15 protein-coding genes are annotated in these 15,669 nt (G+C 65.4%); all 15 read left to right on the forward strand.

Going from position 1 to position 15,669, the window contains the following annotated elements; translation table 11 throughout:
- The first annotated feature begins 4 nt into the window (after positions 1–4).
- The 15 genes from AAN986_RS08135 (at position 5) to AAN986_RS08205 (ending at position 15,559) form a co-directional block, all read left to right on the forward strand.
- A complete protein-coding gene (locus AAN986_RS08135; RefSeq protein WP_016447557.1) occupies positions 5–688 on the forward strand; it encodes a tetratricopeptide repeat protein in 684 nt (227 codons plus the stop codon).
- A gap of 20 nt (positions 689–708) precedes the next feature.
- Positions 709–1,866, forward strand: a complete 1,158-nt coding sequence (gene bamB, locus AAN986_RS08140; protein ID WP_016447556.1) for an outer membrane protein assembly factor BamB — start codon at positions 709–711, stop codon at positions 1,864–1,866.
- A gap of 15 nt (positions 1,867–1,881) precedes the next feature.
- Positions 1,882–3,228: a ribosome biogenesis GTPase Der gene (gene der, locus AAN986_RS08145; RefSeq protein ID WP_016447555.1), complete on the forward strand. Its 1,347-nt coding sequence runs from the start codon at positions 1,882–1,884 to the stop codon at positions 3,226–3,228.
- A 102-nt stretch (positions 3,229–3,330) separates the two neighbouring features.
- Positions 3,331–3,582, forward strand: a complete 252-nt coding sequence (gene hfq / locus AAN986_RS08150; RefSeq protein WP_012206813.1) for an RNA chaperone Hfq — start codon at positions 3,331–3,333, stop codon at positions 3,580–3,582.
- A 67-nt stretch (positions 3,583–3,649) separates the two neighbouring features.
- Entirely contained in the window at positions 3,650–4,864 is a 1,215-nt protein-coding gene (gene hflX, locus AAN986_RS08155) for a GTPase HflX (RefSeq protein ID WP_016447554.1), read from the forward strand.
- A 71-nt stretch (positions 4,865–4,935) separates the two neighbouring features.
- Complete coding sequence (gene hflK / locus AAN986_RS08160; protein WP_016447553.1) at positions 4,936–6,330, forward strand: FtsH protease activity modulator HflK; 1,395 nt, start codon at positions 4,936–4,938, stop codon at positions 6,328–6,330.
- Positions 6,331–6,342: 12 nt separating this feature from the next.
- Positions 6,343–7,233, forward strand: coding sequence for a protease modulator HflC (gene hflC, locus AAN986_RS08165; protein WP_016447552.1), 891 nt, complete (start codon positions 6,343–6,345; stop codon positions 7,231–7,233).
- A gap of 201 nt (positions 7,234–7,434) precedes the next feature.
- Complete coding sequence (locus tag AAN986_RS08170; RefSeq protein WP_349335608.1) at positions 7,435–8,583, forward strand: ATP phosphoribosyltransferase regulatory subunit; 1,149 nt, start codon at positions 7,435–7,437, stop codon at positions 8,581–8,583.
- Between the two features lie 39 nt (positions 8,584–8,622).
- Positions 8,623–9,999 carry an adenylosuccinate synthase gene (locus tag AAN986_RS08175; RefSeq protein ID WP_016451293.1) on the forward strand — a complete coding sequence of 459 codons (1,377 nt, stop codon included), beginning with the start codon at positions 8,623–8,625 and terminating at the stop codon, positions 9,997–9,999.
- Positions 10,000–10,042: 43 nt separating this feature from the next.
- On the forward strand, positions 10,043–10,567 hold the full coding sequence (locus AAN986_RS08180; RefSeq protein ID WP_012206807.1) for a phosphoribosyltransferase: 525 nt from the start codon (positions 10,043–10,045) through the stop codon (positions 10,565–10,567).
- 152 nt (positions 10,568–10,719) lie between these two features.
- Positions 10,720–11,991: a beta-propeller fold lactonase family protein gene (locus AAN986_RS08185; RefSeq protein ID WP_047218209.1), complete on the forward strand. Its 1,272-nt coding sequence runs from the start codon at positions 10,720–10,722 to the stop codon at positions 11,989–11,991.
- Positions 11,991–12,809: a polysaccharide deacetylase family protein gene (locus AAN986_RS08190; protein WP_034364146.1), complete on the forward strand. Its 819-nt coding sequence runs from the start codon at positions 11,991–11,993 to the stop codon at positions 12,807–12,809. Before AAN986_RS08185 ends, AAN986_RS08190 begins: the two co-directional genes overlap by 1 nt.
- A 39-nt stretch (positions 12,810–12,848) precedes the next feature.
- Entirely contained in the window at positions 12,849–13,829 is a 981-nt protein-coding gene (locus tag AAN986_RS08195) for a sterol desaturase family protein (protein WP_016447547.1), read from the forward strand.
- A 15-nt stretch (positions 13,830–13,844) separates the two neighbouring features.
- Positions 13,845–14,744, forward strand: a complete 900-nt coding sequence (locus tag AAN986_RS08200) for an EI24 domain-containing protein (protein ID WP_016447546.1) — start codon at positions 13,845–13,847, stop codon at positions 14,742–14,744.
- Entirely contained in the window at positions 14,741–15,559 is an 819-nt protein-coding gene (locus AAN986_RS08205) for a molybdopterin-binding protein (protein ID WP_016447545.1), read from the forward strand. Before AAN986_RS08200 ends, AAN986_RS08205 begins: the two co-directional genes overlap by 4 nt.
- Positions 15,560–15,669: the final 110 nt, after the last annotated feature.

The raw sequence follows: 15,669 nt of genomic DNA on the forward strand, positions 1-15,669 counted from the left end.
ATTCATGGCAAACCATTTCGATCTCGAAGAACAAGAGCAGATAGAGCAGCTCAAGCATTTCTGGAATACCTGGGGCACGTTGATCACGGGTGTGCTCGTGGTCATCTTTGTCGGCTTTGCCGGCTGGAATGGCTACCAGTACTGGGAAAAGCGCCAGGCCACCCAGGCTGCCGCTCTGGCGCATGCCGTCGATGTGGCGCTGTCAGGCAAGGATGCGGCGCGCGCCGGCCAGGCCTTTGCCGATCTCAAGGACAAGTACGCCGGCACCACGCAGGCAGCCCAGGCCGGCCTGCTGCTGGCCAAGGCTGCAGTGGATGAAGGCAGGCTCGATGATGCCAAGGCAGCCCTGACCTGGGTGGCCGACAAGGGCGACGAAGGCTACAAGGCCCTGGCCAAGCTGCGCCTGAGCGCCGTGCTGGAGCAGCAAAAGCAGTACGACGAAGCTCTGAAGGCGCTGGATGGCAGCATGCCCGAATCCTTCGCCGGCATCGTGGCCGACCGCCGCGGTGACATTCTTGCGGCCCAGGGCAAGACGGCCGAGGCCATCGACGCCTACCAGCGCGCCCATGCGCTCCTGGACAAGGGCGTGGACTACGGACGCCTGATCGAATTCAAGCTCAACGCCCTGGGCGCCACGCCCACCGTGCTGGCACAGGCCAAGACTTCGACCTCGGAGAAGCAACCTTGAAAACTTCGGCAGATCAACTGATGGCAATCTCGCGCCCGCGTGGCGTTGCGCGCTGGATGGCTCTGGGCCTGCTGGCCGGTGCCCTGGGCGGCTGCTCCACGGTCTCCTCGTGGTTCAGCAGCGACACCAAGCCCAAGCCCAAGGAACTGGGGGCCAACCCCGGCCTGCTGGCAGTGCACCAGGCCTGGACGGCCAAGCTGGGCGCCGAAGTGCCGCTGGCCACCGACATCCATGTGCAGGGTGACACGCTGCTGATCGCGGCCAAGGACGGCAGCGTCACGGCCCTCGATGCGCGCAATGGCAGCCAGCTGTCGCGCTTCACCGTTGGCGAGCCGCTGACTGCCGGCGTGGGTGGCGACGCCCAGCGCCAGGCCGTGCTCACGCGCAGCAACCAGGTCATCGTCTACTCGCAAGGCAAGCAGTTGTGGAAGCAGCCGCTGCCCGCAGCCGCCTACACGCCGCCGCTGGTGGCGGGCGGCCGCGTCTTCGTGCTGGCGGCCGACCGCTCGCTGGCCGCATTCGATGCCGCCAATGGCCGCAAGCTGTGGACCGCGCAGCGCCCTGGCGAACCGCTGGTGCTGCGCCAGCCCGGCGTTCTGATCGCCGTGGGCAACACCCTGGTGGCCGGCCTGTCGGGCCGCATGGTGGGCATCGATCCCGACACGGGTGCCGTGCGCTGGGAGGCCCCGCTGGCCAGCCCGCGCGGCACCAATGACGTGGAGCGCCTGGTGGACCTCGTCGGCCGCGTCAGCCGTGTCGGCGACAGCGTCTGCGCGCGCGCCTTCCAGGCTGCCGTGGGCTGTGTGGATACGCAAAATGCATCGGTGCGCTGGACCCAGCCGTCCAAGGGTGCCGACGGCATCGACGGCGATGGCGAGACCGTGTTCGGCGCCGAAAGCAATGGCACCGTCCAGGCCTGGCGCCGCGGCGACGGCTCGCGCGTGTGGTCCATCGACCAGTTGCAGCACCGCCGCCTGACGGCGCCGTTGATGCTGGGCCGTTCGGTGGTGTTTGGTGATGACTATGGTGTGGTGCACCTGCTGTCCAAGACGGACGGACAGGCGCTGGCACGATTGAAGACGGACGACTCCGGTGTGGCCTCGCCCCCGGTATCGGCTGCCAATACGCTGGTGGTGGTAAGCCGCAGCGGAACTGTGTACGGCTTCCGGCCGGATTGATAGGTATTTTCGGGAATGAAGCCAGTTATTGCCCTGGTAGGGCGACCCAATGTGGGCAAATCGACGCTGTTCAATCGGCTGACCAAGTCGAGGGATGCAATCGTCGCGGATTTCGCGGGCCTCACGCGTGACCGCCACTATGGACAGGGCCGCCAGGGCAAGCACGAATACATCGTGATCGACACCGGCGGCTTCGAGCCTGATGCATCCAGCGGCATCTTCAAGGAGATGGCGCGCCAGACGCAGCAGGCCGTGGCCGAGGCAGACGTCGTGGTCTTCGTCGTCGATGCGCGCCTGGGCATGTCTGCCCAGGACCATGACATCGCCAAGTACCTGCGCCGCCTGGGCAAGCCCTGCGTGCTCGTGGCCAACAAGGCCGAGGGCATGAAGGAAGGCGTGCAGCTGACCGAGTTCTACGAACTGGGCCTGGGCGAAGTGCTGCCGGTTTCCGCCGCGCACGGACAGGGTGTGCGCGGCCTGGTCGACCTGGCCCTGGGCCAGCTCAACCTGCCCGAACCCGAGGAAGACGACCCCTTCGACGATGTGGCCCAGAAGCCCATCCGCCTCACCGTGGCCGGTCGCCCCAACGTCGGCAAGTCCACGCTGATCAACACCTGGCTGGGCGAGGAGCGACTGGTCGCCTTCGACATGCCGGGCACCACGCGCGATGCCATCTCCGTGCCCTTCGAGCGCGCCGGCCAGAAGTTCGAACTCATCGACACGGCAGGCCTGCGCCGCAAGGGGCGGGTGTTCGAGGCCATCGAGAAGTTCTCCGTCGTCAAGACGCTGCAGGCCATCGAGAGCGCCAACGTCGTGCTGCTGCTCATCGATGCCACGCAGGGCGTGACCGATCAGGATGCGCACATTGCCGGCTACGTGCTGGAAAGCGGCCGCGCCGTGGTGCTGGCCGTGAACAAATGGGATGCGGTGGACGACTACCAGCGCCAGATGCTGGAGCGCTCGATCGAGACGCGCCTGTCCTTCCTGAAGTTCGCTCCCATGCACTTCATCTCGGCCGAGAAGCGCCAGGGCCTGGGTCCGCTGTGGAACTCCATCATCCAGGCGCACAAGGCAGCCACCTGCAAGATGCCCACGCCGGTGCTCACGCGCCTGCTGATGGAGGCCGTGCAGTTCCAGACGCCCAAGAAGACAGGCATCTACCGACCCAAGATGCGTTACGCGCACCAGGGCGGCATGAACCCGCCGGTCATCGTCATACACGGCAATTCGCTCGAGCATGTGACGGAGGCCTACAAGCGCTTCCTCGAGGGGCGGTTCCGAAAGGAATTCAATTTGGTCGGCACGCCGTTGCGGATCGAGTTGAAAACCTCTCATAATCCTTTCGCCGACAAGGACAAATAACAAGCCACGGAATTTGGGGAAAACCCTTGTGCAGACAGGGGGCCCAAAACACTGTGGTAAGGTGTCGGTTTACAACAACACTCTTCGAACACGGAGAATATCGTGAGCAACAAAGGCCAACTCCTCCAAGACCCGTTCCTGAACGCGCTGCGCCGCGAACATGTGCCGGTGTCCATCTACCTCGTCAACGGCATCAAGCTGCAAGGCCAGATCGAATCCTTCGACCAGTACGTGGTTCTGCTTCGCAACACCGTCACCCAGATGGTTTACAAGCACGCCATCTCCACCATTGTTCCCGGCCGCGCCGTGAACTTCTCCACGGCCGAAGCTGCCGGCAGCGACGCCAGCGCTTGAGCTCGCTGCGCCCTGATGCCTCCCCGCACAGCCGGGGAGCTTCCTCACCCTTCGGGAGAGGTTTTTCTTGAGTTCTGAATCTTTTGACCGGTCCACGCCAACGCCAGTGCTGCTGGTGGGCGTGGATTTCGGCTTTCCCCATTTCGATGGCGAGTTGGAAGAGCTGGGCCTGCTGGCCGGCACGGCCGGCCTGCGTCCCGTTGCACGCCTGACCTGCAAGCGCAAGGTGCCCGATGCGGCGCTGTTCGTGGGCAGCGGCAAGGCCGACGAAATCCGCATGCTCGCCCAGATGCACGGTGCCCAGGAAGTGCTGTTCGACCAGGCCCTGAGCCCGGCCCAGCAGCGCAATCTGGAGCGCCATCTGCAGATGCCGGTCAACGACCGCACCCTGTTGATCCTGGAGATCTTCGCCCAGCGCGCCCGCAGCCATGAAGGCAAGCTGCAGGTAGAGCTGGCGCGCCTGCAATACGTGGCCACGCGCCTCGTGCGCCGCTGGACCCACCTGGAGCGCCAGATGGGCGGCATCGGCGGGCGCGGCGGCCCTGGCGAAAAGCAGATCGAGCTGGATCGCCGCATGATCGACGAATCGATCAAGCGCACCAAGGAGCGGCTGCTGAAGGTCAAGAAGCAACGCGCCACGCAGCGCCGCCGGCGCGAGCGCCATGGCATCTTCAACATCTCGCTGGTCGGCTACACCAATGCCGGCAAATCCACGCTGTTCAACGCGCTGGTGAAGGCGCGGGCCTATGCGGCCGACCAGTTGTTCGCCACGCTGGACACGACCACGCGCCAGCTGTATTTGAACGAGGCCCGGCAATCGGTGTCCCTGTCGGACACCGTGGGCTTCATCCGCGACCTGCCGCACGGCCTGGTCGATGCATTCCAGGCCACGTTGCAGGAGGCGATCGATGCCGATCTTCTGCTGCATGTGGTTGACGCCTCCAATCCGAATTTCCCGGAACAAATCCAACAAGTCCAGAAAGTTCTGAAGGAAATCGGTGCCCAGGAGGTGCCTCTGGTACTGGTTTTCAACAAGCTCGATGCCGTCGATGAAGAGCGGCTTCCAGCGCAGTTGCAGGACCAGTACGAGCTTGACGGGCTACCTGTTTCACGGGTGTTTGTCAGCGCCCGCTCCGGTGAGGGGCTGCCGCAGCTGCGGCAGCTGCTGGCCGACCACGCACTGCGCGCAGAAGCGGAATACGCCGAAGCGCATGGTGGTGAAGAGCGGGGCGAAGGGGAGGTGGATGGCGCGATGCCCCCTGGGCAGGACGCCGAATACTAGGGGCTAGCGCCCTGATTGGGCAAAATGCCGATTGGGTCCCTGTCTTTACCGAAGAAACCGAGACTTCTCGCATGAATCTTTCACAACGCGCCCATCGTTGGGCGATGCTGCCGCAGCGCCTTCGCGGGATGTTCAACCTGAATGATCCGCGCTGGGGACGTGGCGACGACAAGAACGACGATGCCTCGCGCCCCGATGCCGACCGTCCCGCTGCGCCGCCGCCTGCGGAACCCGCACGCGACAACCGCGACAGCCGTGACAACCGTCCCTCCTCGGGTGGGGGTGGCCAGCCGCCGGATCTAGACGAGCTGTGGCGTGACCTCAACCGCAAGCTTTCGGGCCTGTTCGGCGGCAAGCCGGGCGGTGGCCGCGGGCAGCCGCCCGTGCGCAATGGCGGTGGCAGCCAGCCGCCGGACATGCGCAGTGCCGGCATGGGCGTGGGCCTGATTGCCGGCATTGCCTTCATCATCTGGATGGGCACGGGCATCTTCATCGTCCAGGAAGGCCAGCAGGCCGTCATCACCCAGTTCGGCAAGTACAAGAGCACGGTGGGTGCCGGCATCAACTGGCGCCTGCCGTACCCGATCCAGCGCCATGAACTGGTGTTCGTGACGCAGATCCGCTCGGCCGACGTGGGGCGCGACACCATCATCAAGAGCACGGGCCTGCGCGAGTCGGCCATGCTCACCGAGGACGAGAACATCGTCGAGATCAAGTTCGCCGTCCAGTACCGTCTGAGCGACGCGCGTGCCTGGCTGTTCGAGAGCAAGAACCCGTCCGAGGCCGTGGTCCAGGCCGCCGAGACCGCCGTGCGCGAAGTCGTCGGCAAGATGAAGATGGACACGGCGCTGGCCGAGGAGCGCGACCAGATCGCGCCGCGCGTGCGCGACCTGATGCAGACCATCCTGGACCGCTACAAGGTGGGCGTGGAAGTCGTGGGCATCAACCTGCAGCAAGGCGGCGTGCGTCCGCCCGAGCAGGTGCAGGCCGCCTTCGACGACGTGCTGCGTGCCGGCCAGGAGCGCGAGCGCGCCAAGAACGAGGCCCAGGCCTATGCCAATGACGTGGTGCCCCGCGCAGCCGGCTCGGCGGCACGTCTGCTGGAAGAGGCCAATGGCTACAAGGCCCGCATCGTGGCCCAGGCCCAGGGTGATGCGCAGCGCTTCAGCTCGGTGTTCACCGAGTACCAGAAGGCGCCCCAGGTCACGCGCGACCGCATGTATCTGGAAACCATGCAGCAGATCTACGGCAACGTGACCAAGGTGCTGGTGGAATCGCGCCAGGGCTCCAACCTGCTGTACCTGCCGCTGGACAAGATCATGCAAGGCGTGAGCGGCAATGTGCCGGCAGCCGATGGCTCGGCTGCCCCCAGCACCCAGGCGCCTGCGCCTGCCGCCATTCCCGGCCTTTCGAACGATGCGCGCAGCCGCGACAGCAGTCGCAGCCGTGACCGCGAAGCACGCTGAGGAGCAGCCCAAGTGAACCGAGTTGGATTTTTCATCACCAGCATTCTTCTAGCGCTGGCGCTGCTCAGCTCCATGCTGTTCGTCGTCGATCAGCGCCAGTTCGGCGTGGTCTATGCCCTGGGTCAGATCAAGGAAGTGATCACCGAGCCGGGCCTGAACATCAAGATGCCGCCGCCGTTCCAGAACGTGCGCTACATCGACAAGCGCCTGCTCACACTGGACAGCACCGACACCGAGCCCATGCTCACTGCCGAAAAGCAGCGCGTGGTCATCGACTGGTACGTGCGCTGGCGCATCTCCGATCCGTCGGAGTACATCCGCAACGTGGGCCTGGATGAGTCGGCCGGTGCCATGCAGCTCAACCGCGTGGTGCGCAACGCCTTCCAGGAGGAAATCAACCGCCGCACCGTGCGCGAGCTTCTGTCCAGCAAGCGCGACGCGCTGATGAACGACGTCAAGCGCGAAGTGCTGGAGACCGTGCGCGGCGCCAAGCCCTGGGGCGTGGACGTGGTCGATGTGCGCATCACGCGCGTGGACTATGCCGAGACCATCACGGAATCGGTCTATCGCCGCATGGAGGCCGAACGCAAGCGCGTGGCCAACGAGCTGCGCTCCACCGGCGCCGCCGAAGGCGAGAAGATCCGCGCCGAGGCCGATCGCCAGCGCGAGATCACCATCGCCAACGCCTACCGCGATGCCCAGAAGCTCAAGGGCGAGGGCGACGCGGAAGCCGCCCGCACCTATGCCGACGCCTTTGGCAAGGACCCGCAGTTCGCGCAGTTCTACCGCAGCCTGGAGGCCTACAAGTCCAGCTTTGCCAAGAAGAGCGACGTGCTTGTGCTCGATCCTTCGCAGACCGACTTCTTCAAGGCCTACCGCAACGGCGGCAGCTCTGGAAAGTAAGAACGCCTGAGCGGCAACGCCGCCCGGCCCATGCACGGCGCCCCTGTTGGGGCGCCGTTTTTTCTTGCGCTGCCGCTGGCGCCCGCACACCGAATCGATTCGGAATACCGAACGCTCCTCGCGGGCCTTGGGACACCCCCAATTTGGGCTGGCCCGCAACAGCCGGTAGAATCACGTTTTTAACAGCCTCCCCCTTTTTCCATGTCTGCTTGGGTCCTGCCGGATCACATCGCCGATGTCTTGCCTTCCGAGGCCCGGCACATCGAAGAATTGCGTCGAGGCCTGCTCGATACCGCACGTGGCTATGGCTATGAACTGGTCATGCCGCCCATGCTGGAGTACCTCGAATCCCTGCTCACCGGCACAGGGGAGGCGCTGGACCTGCAGACCTGCAAGCTCATCGACCAGCTGACGGGCCGCACCATGGGCCTGCGTGCCGATACCACGCAGCAGGTGGCTCGCATCGACGCCCATCTGCTCAACCGCAAGGGCCTCACGCGCCTGTGCTACTGCGGCCCCGTCGTCCATGCCCGCCCTGATCGTCCCCGCGCCACGCGCGAGCCGCTGCAGTTCGGTGCCGAAATCTACGGCCACCAGGGCATGGAAGCCGACCTGGAGGCACTGCACCTGGCGCTGGACTGCCTGCGCAGCGCGGGCGTCACCGACATCAACGTCGATCTGGCCGATGTGCGCATCGTGCGCAGCCTGCTGGCTGGCGTGATGGTGGACATGCAGGTGCTGCGCGGCGTGCATGCCGCGCTGGCCGCCAAGGATGCGAGCGAACTCGAGCGCCTCACCCGGGACTTCCCCATCGCCTCGCGCGAAGGCCTGATGGCCTTGCTGCAGCTGTACGGCGGCATCGAGGTGCTGGACCGCGCCGAGAAGCTGCTGGCGCGCACGGCAGGCGTGCAGCCTCTGCTGGCCCAGCTGCGCTGGCTTGCCCAGCGCCTGGAAGGCGTGAACGTGAGCTTTGATCTGGCCGATCTGCGCGGCTATGCCTACTACAGCGGCACGCGCTTCGCCATCTATGTTCCGGGTGCCAGCGACGCGCTGGTGCGCGGCGGCCGTTATGACGAGGTGGGCGCGGTCTTTGGCCGCAACCGGCCCGCCGCCGGCTTCAGCCTGGACATCAAGCAGCTCGTGGCCGTTGTGCCCGAGCGCCCGCTCAAGGCTGCCATCCGTGCGCCCTGGGGCGACAATCCCCAGGTGGCAGCCGCCATCGCGGCATTGCGCCGGCAGGGCGAGACCGTGGTCTGCGTGCTGCCAGGCCATGAAAGCGAAGTGGACGAGTTCCACTGCGACCGTGAGCTCGTGCAGGTTGCCGGGCAGTGGGCCGTGCAAGCCATCTGACGCATTTGTCAATTTCTTCGGATTTCATCGGATTTGAATATGAAAGCTACCAAAGGTCGCAACGTGGTCGTGGTCGGCACCCAGTGGGGTGACGAAGGCAAGGGCAAGCTGGTGGACTGGCTGACCGAAAGCGCCCAGGGCGTGGTCCGCTTCCAGGGTGGCCACAATGCGGGCCACACGCTGGTCATCAATGGTGTGAAGACCGCGCTGCACCTGATTCCCAGCGGCATCATGCGCCCCGGCGTGAAGTGCTATATCGGCAACGGCGTGGTGCTGTCGGCCGCCAAGCTGTTCGAGGAAATCGAAGGCCTGGAGAAGGCCGGCGTGCAAGTGCGCGACCGCCTGCGCGTGTCCGAAGCCTGCCCGCTGATCCTGCCCTTCCACTCGGCGCTGGACGTGGCGCGCGAAGCGGCGCGCGAGCAGGGCGGCACCGAGAAGATCGGCACCACCGGCCGTGGCATCGGCCCCGCCTACGAAGACAAGATTGCCCGCCGCGCACTGCGCGTGCAGGACCTCAAGTACCCCGAGCGCTTCGCCACCAAGCTGCGCGAACTGCTGGCCCTGCACAACCACATCCTGGTCAACGTGCTGGGCTCGAAGAACTTCACCTTCGGTGACGCGCTCAAGCCGTACATCAAGGATGGCGAAGTCCAGTTCGACGCCGTGTACGAAGAAGCCATGCGCCATGCCGAGCAGCTTTTGCCCATGATGGCTGACGTCTCGCGCGAGCTGAACGCCGCGCACGCCGAAGGCGCCAACCTGCTGTTCGAAGGCGCGCAGGGTACGCTCCTGGACGTGGACCACGGCACCTATCCCTATGTCACCTCGTCCAACTGCGTCGCCGGCAATGCGGCTGCAGGCTCGGGCGTGGGCCCCGGCATGCTGCACTACATCCTGGGCATCACCAAGGCCTACTGCACCCGCGTGGGCGGCGGTCCTTTCCCCACCGAACTGGATTGGGAAAAGGAAGGCACGCCGGGCTGGCACATGAGCACCGTGGGCGCCGAAAAGGGCGTGACCACCGGCCGCTCGCGCCGCTGCGGCTGGTTTGACGCCGCGCTGCTCAAGCGCAGCGCCCAGGTCAACGGCCTGTCGGGCCTGTGCATCACCAAGCTCGACGTGCTCGACGGCCTGCAGGAACTGCTGCTGTGCGTGGGCTACGAGCTGGACGGCGAAAAGATCGACCTGCTGCCCATGGGCGCCGACGAGATCGCCCGCTGCAAGCCCATCTATGAATCCATCCCCGGCTGGACCGATTCCACCGTGGGCGTGACCGACTACGACAAGCTGCCGGCCAATGCCCGCCGCTATCTGGAGCGCATCGAGGAAGTGACGGGCGTGCCCATCGCCATGGTTTCGACCAGCCCCGACCGGGATCACACCATCCTGATGCAAAACCCCTACGCCGCCCAGTGAACTGCTGGCGTTTGAACCCCAAGATTGAACCAGGAGCCATTCCATGCTGACGGAAGACGGTCAACACCTGTATGTGAGCTACGACGAATACCACGGACTGATCGAAAAGCTCGCGATCAAAGTGCACCAGTCCGGCTGGGAATTCGACACCATTCTCTGCCTGGCCCGTGGCGGCCTGCGTCCCGGTGACATGCTCAGCCGCATCTTCGACAAGCCGCTGGCCATCATGTCCACCAGCTCCTACCGCGCCGAGGCCGGCACGGTGCAGGGCCATCTGGACATCGCGCGCTTCATCACCACGCCCAAGGGCGAGATTGCCGGTCGCGTGCTGCTGGTCGATGACCTGGCCGATTCGGGCCACACGCTGAATGCCGTGATCGCCATGCTCAAGACCAACTATCCGCCGATCACCGAGCTGCGCAGCGCCGTGATCTGGACCAAGGGCCTGTCCGCGTTCACGCCCGACTACTCGGTGGACTACCTGCCGACCAACCCCTGGATCCACCAGCCTTTCGAGCACTACGACACGCTGCGTCCCGAAAAGCTCATGGAAAAGTGGAAGATCTGAGAGCCGTTGCGCTTTCAAGGTCCTTGCCTGCAAAGGGAGCCAGCCGGCTCCCTTTGTCGTTGTGGCCTGCGTTTTCATGCGTTGTCGTTATGCCTTGATGCAAGTCATGGGTTGGCGCGCTTGTCGCGATATCTCGGGCCAACGTCGCGTAAATGTCGGTTTTTTGCACAGCTTTAAAAGCCGATGCCCTAGAGCGTCCGAGGGCTGAATGGCGCGGCTACACTGCGCAGATTCTCAGAAGGTGGTGCTTTGTGAAACGTCTTTCCGTCGGGCGCTTGGGCGCGGCTGTGGCTTTGGTTGTGGGCGGCGGTGCGCTGGCCTGGCTGGCCGTGGCGTCCCTGCCCGGATCCAAATCGGCCCGTGCGGCCTCAGCCACGCCTGCAGCCGTCCAGGCGCAGGCTGCATCGGCTCAGGCCGCTGCCGTTCCCGCCGCGCCTTCCGTGCCTGCGGCCTCTGCTGCCTCGGTAGCGCCAGTTGCGCCTGTTGCGCGTGTCACGCCGCCGCCGCAGACCCAGGGCCCCACGCCCATCTTCGTGCTCAACTCGCTCGATGCCAACATCAGCATCGTGGACCCGGTCACCTGGCAGGAGACGGCCCGCATTCCCACGGGCAAGGAGCCGCACCACCTCTACCTCACGCCTGACGAGAAATCGCTGGTCGTGGCCAATGCGCTGGGCGATACCCTGACCCTGGTCGATCCGCGCACGGGCGAGGTGCAGCGCGTGATCCGCGACATCATCGACCCCTATCACCTGCGCTTCAGCCCGGACATGAAGTGGTTCGTCACGGCGGCCAACCGCCTCAACCACATCGACATCTACCGGTGGGATGGCCAGAACCCGCAGTTGGTCAAGCGCGTGCCCACGGGCAAGACGCCCAGCCATCTCTGGATCGATGCCAGGAGCACGACCATCTATTCCACCATGCAGGACAGCGATGCCCTGGTGGCCATCGACATCGCCACGCAGACCATCAAGGCCCGCGTGCCCACCGGCCCCATGCCGGCCGATCTCTATGGCAGCCCGGACGGCACCAAGCTGTTCATCGGCCTGACCGGTAGCGATGGCGTGGAAGTGTTCGACATCACCGGCCCCGAGCCGCGCAGCGTGGCCCGCATCAAGACAGCCGCTGGCGCCCACGCCATGCGTGCCGCCGGCGATGGCCGCCACCTGTATGTGAGCAACCGCGTGGCCAACACCATCAGCAAGATCGACATGCAGACCAACCAGGTCGTGGCCAGCTACCCGGCCCCGGGAGGCCCGGACTGCATGGACGTTTCCGCCGACGGCCGCTACCTGCTGGTCAGCTCGCGCTGGGCGCGCAAGCTGTCGGTGATCGACACCGTCGAAAAGAAGGTGGTCCAGCAGGTCAAGGTCGGCAAGTCGCCCCACGGTGTCTGGACACTGGCCCACGCGCAGCGCTGATGGACCGCAGACTCTTTGCGCAATCGCTGGCTGGCGCCGCCGCCTTCAGCCTGCTGCGCCCCGCGATGGCCGCAGGGCAGGGCACGGGCTGCGCCAAGACCGTGTACCTGACGTTTGACACGGGCCACATGGGCATTGCCGACCTGGTGGCCGAGGTGCTCAAGCGCCATGGCGTGCCAGTGACCTTCTTTGCCGCCAACGAGCGCACGCAGCAAGGCGACGGCAGCCTGGGCGAGACCTGGGCGCCCTGGTGGCGCGCACGCGCCGCCGAAGGCCATGAGTTCGCCTCGCACACCTACGACCACATGTACTGGCGCGGTGATCTGCGTGCCTCGAAGAACGGTCCGGTCACGGGCTTTCGCGTGCGCCCCTCGGCCGGGCCACGCGCCAACGAGAACTTCACGGTCGATGCGGCAGGCTATTGCGACGAGATCCGCAGGGCTGCACAGCGGCTGCAGCAGATCACCGGGCGCAAGCCCCTGCCGCTGTTCCGTGCGCCCGGCGGCAAGACCTCGCCCGCGCTGCTGGACGCCGCGCGGCAGGGCGGCTACATGCATGTGGGCTGGTCCAGCGCAGGCTTTCTGGGCGACGAGCTGCCCAGCGACCGCTACCCGAATGCGCAGCTGCTGGCCCAGGCGCTCAAGAACATCCGCAGCGGCGACATCCTGCTGGCCCATCTGGGCATCTGGTCACGCAAGGACCCCTGGGCACCGGCCGTGCTGGAACCTTTGATCACAGGCCTGCTCAAGCAGGGGTTCTGCTTCCGCACGCTGCGGGAGCATCCCGACTATCGGGATTGGATAGCAAAATTCGCATGACGTCCGCGCGCGCAGCGCGGCGGGCGATGGGAGCGTGGTGTGGACTGGTGGATTCAGTGGTTCGGTAATGCGCAGCAGCGCCTGTTCGAGGGCGTTGTCCAGCCTGTGCTCTTTTGGCTGGGACAGGCCAGCCTGCTGGAGGATGCCTACGACGCCACAGGCTGGCTGCTGGTGGGCCTGCTGCAGATCTTCATCATGGTGGCCGTGATCGCGCCGCTGCAGTACTGGCGGCCCGTCGAGCCCGTTACCGACCGGCGCGCCATCCATGTGGACATCATCTATACCGTGGTGCACCGGCTGGGCCTGTTCAGGCTGGCGCTGTTCTTCACGCTGGACCCGCTGTGGGACGAGCTCATGGGCCGCCTGCATGTCTGGGGCCTGCCGAGCTTTCACCTGGACGGTGTCTGGCCCGGCGTGACCGATCTGGCCTGGGTCAGCCTGATCATCTACCTGCTGGCCTTCGACTTCCTCGACTACTGGATACACCGGGGCCAGCACAGCATCGGCTGGTGGTGGAAGCTGCATGCGCTGCACCACTCGCAGCGCCAGATGACGGTCTGGAGCGACAACCGCAATCACCTGCTCGACGATGTGATCCGCGACACCATCATTGTGCTCGTGGCCCAGTTCATCGGCGTGGCTCCAGGCCAGTTCGTGGCCATCGTGGCCTTCACCCAGCTCAGCGAGAGCTTCCAGCATGCCAACCTGCGCGTCTGGTTCGGCACCATCGGCGAGCGGCTGTGGATCAGCCCGCGCTTTCACCGCCGCCACCACGCCATCGGCATTGGCCACGAGCCCATGGCGCCCGTGCGCAACAAGAAGGCGCATGGCAACAACTTCGGCGTGCTCCTGCCCTGGTGGGACATGCTGTTCGGCACCGCCAATTTCGAGCTGCGCTTCGATCCCACCGGCGTGCGCGACCAGGTCCAGCCCAATGCCCAGGGCCAGCTGCGCGACTACGGCCAGGGCTTTTGGGCCCAGCAATGGCGTGGGTTCCTAAGGTTGATGGGTCGCGCTTGAGGCTGGGCTCGGGGTATGCTTGCCGGCATGGGCTTGCTACTCGATTCCTTCTGGCGTGCGACGGCGTATTGCCTGCATAAGCGGGTGATTGCATGGTCGCTGTTTCCCCTGCTCTTCATGGCCATCACGGCCTGGCTGCTGGGTTACTTCTTCTGGGCCGATGCCGTGGTCTGGACGGAAGGAGTCCTGCAGGGCGTGGGCTGGCTGCACACCGTCTGGTCCTGGATGGGCGTGCAATCGCTGCCCGAGCTGGTGGCGCCGGTGCTGGTCGTTCTCTCGGTCACGCCGGTGCTGGTCGTGGTCTCGCTGCTGCTGGTGGCGCTGTTCATGACGCCGGCCCTGGTCGAGCTGGTGGCGCAACGGCGCTTTCCGGCACTCGAGCGCAGGCAGGGTGCCACCCTGATCGGCAGCCTGCTGTGGTCGGCCGGCTCCTCGCTGATCGCCCTGATCGCGTTGCTGGTATCGGTTCCATTGTGGTTCGTGCCTCCCCTGGTGGTGGTGATCCCCCCGCTGATCTGGGGCTGGCTGACCTACCGCGTCATGGCCTTCGACGCGCTGTCTGCCCACGCCAGCAAGCCAGAACGCCGCAGCCTGTTCCTGCGCCACCGCCTGGCGCTGATGCTCATGGGCGTGGTCTGTGGCTACCTGGGGGCGGCTCCGGCCATTGTCTGGGCCTCGGGCGTGGTCTTCGTTGCAGCCTTCTGGATACTGATTCCGGTGGCCATCTGGATCTATGCGCTGATCTTCGCCTTCTCCTCGCTGTGGTTTGCCCATTTCTGCCTGGCGGCGCTGCAGCGCATGCGCGAGGAGGAGCCGGCGCTGCCCGAAGCACCCATCATTCCCTACGCTCCCGACGCGCCGCAAGGCTCCGGCACAGCCCCTGTTCCCCCCACCCCGCAAGAAAAGACCACATGACCCTTCAAGTTGGCGCACTCATCATCGGAGACGAAATCCTGTCGGGCAAGCGTGCCGACAAGCACCTTCCCAAGCTGATCGAACTGCTGGGCGCGCGTGGCCTGTCCCTGGCCCATGCCGAGTACGTGGGTGACGATAGGGCACGCATCACCGACGCCCTGCGCCGCGCCTTCGCATCGCAGGCCGTGGTCTTCAGCTTTGGCGGCATAGGCGCCACCCCCGACGACCACACGCGCCAATGCGCGGCCGAGGCCCTGGGCGTGCCGCTGGCCCTGCATCCCGAGGCCGTTGCCCTGATCCGCGAACGCATGCGCGATGTGGCCACCGAGGAAGGCAAGCCCTACGAGCCCCAGCGGGCCGACAACCTGCACCGGCTGCAGATGGGCAACTTCCCCGAAGGCGCGCGCATCATCCCCAACGTCTACAACAAGATCCCGGGCTTTTCCTGTTCGGGCGCCAGCGGCACGGTGCACTTCGTGCCCGGCTTCCCGGTCATGGCCTGGCCCATGGTCGAGTGGGTGCTGGAGCAGCGCTATGCCAAGCATTTCCACAGCACGGTGCAGCGGGAGCATTCGGTCATCGTCTACGGTGGCATGGAGGCCACGCTGACGCCGCTGATGGTGGCCATAGAGCGCGACCACCCGGGCGTCAAGGTGTTCAGCCTGCCCAGCGTGGATGATTCCAAGCACGGCCGGCACATAGAACTTGGTGTCAAGGGCGAAGCTGGTGCCGTCACCAAGGCCTGGCCCACGCTGCTGGAAGGTTTGCACTCATTTGGTGCAAGTCTTGGCCCTGAATTGGTGCGCAATATCTGATTTACGGCCCTTCATCCAAATCTGCACCGATTTGGTGAGTGGTCACTCGGGCCGGGCCAGGCTGCAATGTCATCCACAACGCCCACGCAAGGCGGCAGAATCACGGGGCT

The organism is Delftia sp. DS1230, assembly GCF_040112715.1.
Lineage (GTDB): Bacteria > Pseudomonadota > Gammaproteobacteria > Burkholderiales > Burkholderiaceae_C > Comamonas > Comamonas tsuruhatensis.

Coding starts and splice junctions, on each gene's coding strand:
- AAN986_RS08135 (WP_016447557.1), top strand. CDS start 5: ATGGCAAACCATTTCGATCTCGAAGAACAAGAGCAGATAGAGCAGCTC.
- AAN986_RS08200 (WP_016447546.1), top strand. CDS start 13,845: ATGCTTGCCGGCATGGGCTTGCTACTCGATTCCTTCTGGCGTGCGACG.
- bamB (WP_016447556.1), top strand. CDS start 709: ATGGCAATCTCGCGCCCGCGTGGCGTTGCGCGCTGGATGGCTCTGGGC.
- AAN986_RS08170 (WP_349335608.1), top strand. CDS start 7,435: ATGTCTGCTTGGGTCCTGCCGGATCACATCGCCGATGTCTTGCCTTCC.
- hflK (WP_016447553.1), top strand. CDS start 4,936: ATGAATCTTTCACAACGCGCCCATCGTTGGGCGATGCTGCCGCAGCGC.
- AAN986_RS08180 (WP_012206807.1), top strand. CDS start 10,043: ATGCTGACGGAAGACGGTCAACACCTGTATGTGAGCTACGACGAATAC.
- der (WP_016447555.1), top strand. CDS start 1,882: ATGAAGCCAGTTATTGCCCTGGTAGGGCGACCCAATGTGGGCAAATCG.
- AAN986_RS08205 (WP_016447545.1), top strand. CDS start 14,741: ATGACCCTTCAAGTTGGCGCACTCATCATCGGAGACGAAATCCTGTCG.
- AAN986_RS08190 (WP_034364146.1), top strand. CDS start 11,991: ATGGACCGCAGACTCTTTGCGCAATCGCTGGCTGGCGCCGCCGCCTTC.
- AAN986_RS08185 (WP_047218209.1), top strand. CDS start 10,720: ATGTCGGTTTTTTGCACAGCTTTAAAAGCCGATGCCCTAGAGCGTCCG.
- AAN986_RS08175 (WP_016451293.1), top strand. CDS start 8,623: ATGAAAGCTACCAAAGGTCGCAACGTGGTCGTGGTCGGCACCCAGTGG.